This window comes from Segeticoccus rhizosphaerae (assembly GCF_009192725.1).
GTDB lineage: Bacteria > Actinomycetota > Actinomycetes > Actinomycetales > Dermatophilaceae > Segeticoccus > Segeticoccus rhizosphaerae.
The window spans coordinates 1-7023 of sequence record NZ_VOHR01000204.1 but is presented as its reverse complement, the minus strand read 5'-3'; the positions used below and the strand labels follow the sequence as shown (position 1 = coordinate 7023).

General features: G+C 72.6%; 7 protein-coding genes and 1 pseudogene. 3 read left to right on the top strand and 5 right to left on the bottom strand.

The window, feature by feature from the left end; all coding sequences use genetic code 11:
- Nucleotides 1-399 (top strand): M23 family metallopeptidase (locus tag FRW57_RS14850; protein ID WP_152186354.1); only part of this gene is annotated, 399 nt, incomplete at its 5' end.
- A 36-nt stretch (nt 400-435) separates the two neighbouring features.
- Here FRW57_RS14850 and FRW57_RS14845 read toward each other — a convergent pair.
- Together FRW57_RS14845 and FRW57_RS14840 are read right to left on the bottom strand one after the other, a co-directional pair.
- Nucleotides 436-1215, bottom strand: coding sequence for a DUF3152 domain-containing protein (locus FRW57_RS14845; RefSeq protein ID WP_152186353.1), 780 nt, complete (start codon nt 1213-1215; stop codon nt 436-438).
- 163 nt (nt 1216-1378) lie between these two features.
- Nucleotides 1379-2323, bottom strand: coding sequence for a tyrosine recombinase XerC (locus FRW57_RS14840; protein ID WP_238384702.1), 945 nt, complete (start codon nt 2321-2323; stop codon nt 1379-1381).
- Between the two features lie 133 nt (nt 2324-2456).
- Between FRW57_RS14840 and FRW57_RS14835 the strand changes: the two genes are divergently transcribed.
- Nucleotides 2457-3278, top strand: a complete 822-nt coding sequence (locus tag FRW57_RS14835; RefSeq protein WP_137121849.1) for a DUF1206 domain-containing protein — start codon at nt 2457-2459, stop codon at nt 3276-3278.
- Between the two features lie 102 nt (nt 3279-3380).
- On the opposite strand, the gene dprA is transcribed toward FRW57_RS14835, so the two are convergent.
- The 3 genes from dprA to FRW57_RS14820 all read right to left on the bottom strand — a co-directional run bounded on the left by dprA (nt 3381) and on the right by FRW57_RS14820 (nt 6528).
- Complete coding sequence (gene dprA, locus FRW57_RS14830) at nt 3381-4559, bottom strand: DNA-processing protein DprA (protein WP_152186352.1); 1179 nt, start codon at nt 4557-4559, stop codon at nt 3381-3383.
- Nucleotides 4560-4627: 68 nt separating this feature from the next.
- Nucleotides 4628-6166, bottom strand: a complete 1539-nt coding sequence (locus FRW57_RS14825; protein ID WP_137121847.1) for a YifB family Mg chelatase-like AAA ATPase — start codon at nt 6164-6166, stop codon at nt 4628-4630.
- Nucleotides 6166-6528, bottom strand: coding sequence for a YraN family protein (locus FRW57_RS14820; protein WP_137121875.1), 363 nt, complete (start codon nt 6526-6528; stop codon nt 6166-6168). Before FRW57_RS14820 ends, FRW57_RS14825 begins: the two co-directional genes overlap by 1 nt.
- A 179-nt stretch (nt 6529-6707) precedes the next feature.
- Between FRW57_RS14820 and FRW57_RS24080 the strand changes: the two are divergent.
- A pseudogene (locus FRW57_RS24080) lies at nt 6708-7023 on the top strand (hypothetical protein); the annotation flags it as partial.

Sequence of the window (7023 nt, the reverse complement as noted above, 5' to 3'; positions counted from 1 at the left end):
CCGCTCGACCCGGCGCCGAGCGTGGTTCGGCACTTCGAGCCGCCCCCCGAACCCTGGGCCGCCGGTCACCGCGGCGTCGACCTGCTCGGGACGAAGGGCCAGCCGGTGCTCGCCGCCGGTGACGGAGTGGTGTCGTGGAGCGGCGTCGTCGCGGGGCGAGGCGTGGTGACGGTGCGGCATGCGAGCGGGTGGCGCACGACATACGAGCCGGTCGGAGACCGTGTGCCTCGTGGCACGCAGGTGCGGCGTGGTGGTCAGATCGGCACCCTCGGCTCCCGCAGCAGCCACTGCCCCCCGCGGACGTGCCTGCACTGGGGTGCGCTGGCGGGCTCCCGCGACTACCGCGATCCGCTCACCCTGCTGGGCCTGGTGCGGCCGGTGCTGCTGCCCTGGCGGTGAGCTGGGTCGCCGCGGTGGCCCTCACCGCTGTGGGCCTCAGGACCTGGGACGGGTCGGCCAGGGCCAGGGTGTGCAACCCTGCAGGCTGATCGTCTGCTGGATCATGACCTGCGCCGGTGTGCCCTTGGTGTGGCACCGCGCGTGCCCGTAACCGAGGCCGTGTCCCACCTCATGGTTGATCAGGTAGGCACGGTAGCCCGCCAGGTCGCCGTCATAGGCCGGTATGCCGTGCTCCCAGTTGCGGTAGTTGAGCACCGCACGTCCCCGCTGGTAGCAGTCCAGCTTCGACATCGTCCGCAGCGGCGCGCAGAGCCTGTCGGTCAAGGCGGGGCTGGCCAGGGTGATCCGGATGTCGACGTCGGCGCCCGCGGCCTGCCGTCGGGGGCTGACGTGCACGAAGCGGACGTGGTCCTCGGTCTCCCAACCCCTGCGGTCTGTGAGCACCGACTGGACGGTGCGAGCCACGGCACGGGCGTCGGCACCCAGCCCCTGCTCGATCTCCAGGGAGTAGGTGACGGTGCGGCCGGGCCGGGTCGAGTCCTTCCTCGGCACCGGCACCGCCTTGAGGTGGCCCGAAGGGCGCTCCGGCACAGGCGCCTTCGCCTTCGCCTGTCGTCCCTTCGGCGCCGCCACACCTCGGGCGGGGTTTGCGGGGTCGGCTCCGGACGCCTTGGTGCTTCCCGGTGCGACCGAGGGATACGTCATCGCGTCGAGCACACCCACGAGGTGGTTGTCGCCTGGGCGGGCGAACGCCACCACTCCCGCGACGACCAGGCACAGCGCCAGAGCACCGGCGATGGTGCGCCGCAGCCGCACCCGACGACTCAGCGGTCGTCGACCCTGCGGAGCCGGCCGGACCGGCTGGGGATCTGGAGCCCGTGTCACGTGCCCTGACTGCCTTTCTCCTGCTGTCCCATGGTGCGCGTGGCCGGGAGTGAACGTCCACGCCTCCGGCTGCGAGGAGCCACCACGTCGGACGTCATGCCCGGGGATGAGCTTGTTCGTAGGAGCGCCGGAGTCGCTCGACTGACACGTGAGTGTAGATCTGGGTCGTCGCGAGGCTCGAGTGGCCCAACAGCTCCTGCACCATCCGCAGGTCGGCGCCACCCTCCAGCAGGTGGGTGGCGGCACTGTGCCGCAGCCCGTGAGGCCCGAGGTCAGGCGCCTCCGGCAGGTGGGCGAGCAGGGCGTGCACCGCGGTTCGGACCGCCCGCGGGTCGACTCGTCGGCCACGTCGCCCGAGGAACAGCGCCGGTCCGCTCTGCGTCGTGACCAGCCGGGGACGCCCCTGTTGGAGCCAGGTCTGCAGCGCGCGCGCCGCGGGGGCCCCGAACGGCACGGTGCGCTCCTTCGCGCCCTTGCCGAGGACCCGGACGACGTTGGCGGACAGGTCGGCGTCATCGACGTCGAGCCCGGTCAACTCACCCACCCGGATCCCGCTGGCATAGAGCAGCTCGAGGATCGCGCGGTCGCGCTGTCGGACCGGATCGCCGTCGTCAGCAGCCACCGCCGCGAGGTCGAGCAGACCGACCGCCTCGTCTTGGCGAAGGACTCCGGGCAGGCTCTTGACCCGCTTGGGTGCGGCGAGTCGCAGGGAGGGGTCGGTCTCGGTGAGCCCGGTGCGGGTCGCCCACCTCAGGAAGGCGCGTGCGGCGGCTGCCCGGCGTGCGATGGTCGAGCGTGCCGCACCCGCCTCGGCCATTTGCGCGAGCCACGAGCGCAAGTCGGCCAACCGCAGCTCGGCCACTTTCGTCACGCCGCTGTCAGCGGCGTAGTCGAGCAGGGCGCTGACGTCACCCTGATAGGCCCGGACGGTGTGGGCGGACAGCCCGCGCTCGGACAAGAGGTGCCGCGCGAAGTCGTCCACCAGGTGCCGCAGCCTGTTCTCCGGCCCGGTGTGGTCGTCGCTCGTGGGCGCTGGCACCTTCCCACGCTCGCAAGGAACGATCACCTTGGCAAGCATCGAGCCGCGGCCCCGTGGCGTGTCGTCCGGGAGTGGTCACCGTTCTGTGTCGTCTGCACTGCCGGCACCTCCTCCGGCCATAGGCTGTCCGACCATGAGCGACGTGACGGCGAGGGTCGAGGACGCGGGCGATGAGGTCCGCGACAGCGATGGGATCGACCTCGCCGCGCGCGTGGGACTGGTCACCTTCGGTGTCGTGCACCTGGTGCTCGGGTGGCTCGCGCTGCAGCTGGCGTTCGGCCACCGCAAGGACAGCGCGTCCAGCAAGGGGGCCGTGCACGAACTGGCCCAGCAGCCCTGGGGCACCGCGTTGGTGTGGGCCGTGGCGATCGGCATGACCCTGCTGGTCATCTGGCAGCTGGTGGAAGCAGCGGTGGGACACCGCGAGAAGGACGGAGCTGGCCGCGTTCTGCATCGCCTCGCGAGCGTGGGCAAGGCCATCGTCTACGGCGCCATCGCCGCCTCGGCCTATCAGGTGGCGCTCGGCTCGGGCTCGTCGGGAGGTGGTACGGACAGCGCCACTGCACGGCTCATGGACCTGCCCGCAGGCCAGCTGATCGTCGGCCTGGTCGCACTGGCCATCGCGGCGATCGGCGTGGGCCTGATCGTCTACGGAGTCCAGGACCGGTTCGTCGAGCACCTCGACGGTGCAGGACGCCGGGGCAGCACCGGCACGGTCTATCGATGGTTCGGCCGAATCGGCTACTGCGCCAAGGGCGTGGCCCTTCTGGTCGTCGCCGGTCTGTTCGGCTATGCGGCCGTCACCCATGAGGCGAAGAAGTCGGGTGGTCTCGACCAGGCGCTGCTCACCGTGCTGAAGCAACCGTTCGGCCCGGTGCTCCTGGCGCTCATCGCGGCCGGCATCGTGTGCTACGGACTCTTCTGCTTCGTGCGGGCTCGACACCTGGACAGCTGATCCGGGACGTCAGAGACCCGGACACCTGGAGCGCTGACAGGCACGTCAGGGAACCGTGGCCGCAACCGCGCTCGTGGCCGACGGATCCTGCCGGCTCCCTCGTCAACGTCTGCGTCGCCAGCGATCGCCGTCGCGTTGGACCAGCCCCCGCAGCTCCAGCACACCGAGAGCACCGGTCACCTCGGCGACGGACCGACCGGACGTGTTGCCGAGCGACGTGAGGTCGAGGCTGCGGCGTATCGGCAGGGAGTTCAGCACCAGGTGTGGGAGGGGGTCGAGATCGTCGTCGGGCTGGGTCGGCCCGCTGCGGTGGGCGATGCTGTCGGTCCCCAGCTCACCGAACACCTCGGCGGCCTCGGCGGCATCGGTGACCAGCACGGCCAGCCCGTCGCGGATCGCCTGGTGGCACCCGGACGACATCATCGACGTGACCGGTCCCGGCACGGCGGCCACGACTCGGCTGTGCTTGTCGGCCGAACGAGCCGTGTTGAGCGAACCGGAGCGGAGCCCGGCCTCCACGACGACGGTGCCGCGGCTCATCGTGGCAATCAGCCGGTTGCGCTGCAGGAAGCGCCACTTCGTGGGTGCGGAGCCGGGTGCGACCTCACTGACGACCGCACCGGTCTCGGCGATCCGCGAGATCAACGCTGCGTGCGCCGCGGGGTAGGGACGCTCGACGCCGCTGGCGAGCACGGCCACCGTCGTCGCCTCGGCGGCCAGGGCTCCGCGGTGCGCCGCCGCGTCGATGCCGAAAGCGGCACCGGAGACGATGGCGAACCGGCGCTGCCCGAGCCCTGCCGCGAGGTCGGCGGCCACCGCCTCCCCGTAGGCCGTGGCGCTGCGCGCTCCGACGACAGCAGCACTGCGCCGACACACCAGGCCGAGGTCGGCCGGCCCGCGGACCCACAGGCAGTACGGCGGGTGGCTGAGGTCGTCGAGCCCGGTCGGCCACTCGTCGTCTCCGGGACAGATCACCCGGGCCCCGAACCGGTCACCGATCTCCAGGTCGCGTTCGATGTCGAGCAGCTCGAGCCGTGTTCGGAAGCGCTCGGTCTTCGGCTCGTCGACCCTGCCGATCCGACGGATCGCCTCCACGGCGCCGTGCCGCGCGATCAGGTCGGCGGCCACCAGGTCCTCGGGCTCGGCGATCCGGCTCCACGCCGCCCGTGCCCACCGCTCCTGCTCGAGCAGGGAACTGTGCTTCCTTATGCCTGATCTACGCGCTCCTCGGCGCTCCGGTCCTCGCTCCGCTCGTGTCCTCACGCTGTCGTCGCCGCTCATGCCCGACTCTCGCGCTCCTCGGCGCTCCGGGCCTCGCTCCGCTCGTGTCCTCACGCTGTCGTCGCCGCTCATGCTGCCGCCGGGGACAGGGCCCGCAGAGTGAAGGCCATCCCGATGTCCGCACGGGTCGGTCGGCCCCCGCCCGCGAGGTCGCGGACGGTCCAGGCGGTGCGCAGCACCCGGTCGTAACCCCTGAGTGTCAGGCCCCCGAGCTCGATGGCCCGGTCGAGGTCCGCGGTGGCGTCGGACGGTAGCCGCAGGTCACCCTGGCGGAGCACCGGACCGGGCACGGCGCTGTTGACCGACCAGGCGCTCCCGGCATACCGCTCCCGCTGGAGCTCTCGGGCACAGGCCACCCGCTCCGCGACCGCGGCCGTCGACTCACCACCTCCGCGTGACAGGGCCGCCCGGGACACCGCCCGCACCGGCAACCGGAGGTCCACCCGGTCCATCAGGGGCCCGGACAGCTTGCCGAGGTAGTGGCGCAGTGCCAGGGGCGAGCACGAGCACTCCACCCCCTTGCCGAAGCCCCGTCCGCACGGGCACGGGTTGGCCGCGAGCACCAGCTGGAACCGGGCGGGATAGGCCACCACCCGTTCCGCACGGGCCACGACCACGCGGCCGGACTCGACCGGCTGACGGAGGGCGTCGAGCACGTCGCGGCGAAACTCGGGGGCCTCGTCGAGGAAGAGGACGCCGTGGTGCGCGCGCGAGACCGCTCCGGGTCGGATCCGGCCGGAGCCACCGCCGATGATGGCTGCCATGGACGCCCCGTGGTGCGGTGCCACGAAGGGTGGCCGCGTGATCAAACCGGTCGAGGTCGACAGCACTCCGAGCACCGAGTGGATCACCGTGACCTCGAGCGCCTGTTGTCGCTCCAGGGGCGGGAGCAACCCGGGCAGCCGTTCGGCCAGCATGGTCTTGCCCGCTCCCGGCGGGCCCACCATGCACAGGTTGTGCCGGCCGGCAGCCGCGATCTCCAGCGCGAGCCGGGCCTCGTCCTGCCCCACGACGTCGGCCAGGTCCGGCACGGCCAGGGCGGTGGCGCCCTCGGGTTCGGGGACCTCCTCCTCCGGCGGCTCGACGCCTTCGGCGAGGGCCTGGTAGCGGCTGACCAGGGCCGCCAGGTGCTCCACCCCGTGGACCTCGATGCCGGGCACCAAGCGCGCCTCGGCGACGTTGGCCCGGGGCACCACGACCCGCCGGATCCCGGCCTCCACTGCGGCCAGCACGGCCGGCAGCACCCCGGGCACCGGCCGCACCGAGCCGTCCAGGCTGAGCTCGCCGAGGTGGACGATGCCGTCCACCAGATCTCCGGGCAGCTGCCGCGTCGCCGCCAGGACCGCTACGGCGATGGCCAGGTCGAAGCCCGACCCCGCCTTGGGCAGGGACGCCGGCGAGAGGTTGACGGTGAGCCTGCGGGCGGGGATCGGCACACCGGAATTGGAGGCGGCCGCCTTGATCCGGTCCGGGGACTGCTTGCAGGCCGCGTCCGGCAGCCCGCTCACTGCGAAGTGCGGCAGGCCCTGGGCGACGTCGGCCTCGACATCGACGAGCGCCCCCTCCACCCCGAGCAGTGCCACCGCCCTGGTCCGTCCGAGCGCCATCAGCCGACCGCCACGAGGTGCTCGACCTGCGCCGGTCCGTGGCGTGGTCGCAGCACGCCCACCACGTCGATCCGCACGTCCTCGACCGTCCGGTCGTGGGCCTGCAACCAGCACGCGGCCAGACGCCGCAGGCGAGCCGCCTTGCGCGGCGTCACCGCCTCCACCGGGGTGCCGTAGGCGACCGACCGGCGCGTCTTCACCTCGCACACGACGAGGCACTCACCGTCCAGGGCCACGAGGTCGATCTCGCCCTGGTCGCAGCGCCAGTTGCGCTCCAGCACCTGCAGCCCCTGGTCGGCCAGGTGGCGCGCCGCCACCCGCTCGCCGTACGCGCCGACCGCCTGGGCGACTGCGTGCGGCATACCGACCCCTGTAGCTCTGGTCACCACGACCACCTCCGACCACGACCCTGCCGACCGGCGACCAGTGCAGCCAGACCGCGCGGAGCCTCTGGGGACGGTGGGACAGCGCGCACACCAGTTGTGCAGAACGGCCGGTCCGGAGCCTTCTCCACCCGCCGCGACAGGGCTAACCTCGCAGGATGCTGACCCGACGCGCCCTTGTCACTCTCGCCAGCGCGGCCCTGACGGGAGGCGTGCTGACGGCGGCCTCGCTGCCGGCCCAGGCCTCCCCGCCGTCGGACACCGCATCCGCAGCGCACGGCCCCACGCACGCGCCGGCCGCCCACCACACCGGCTACGACTGGCGGATCACACCGACCGGCAGCACCGAGGAGTTCCGCGGCCTGGCGGCGGTGGACCGGCGGACCGCGTGGGTCAGCGGCGAGGCCGGCACCGTGCTGCGGACAACCGACGGCGGTGCGACCTGGCAGGACGTCAGCCCCTCGGCCGCGGTCG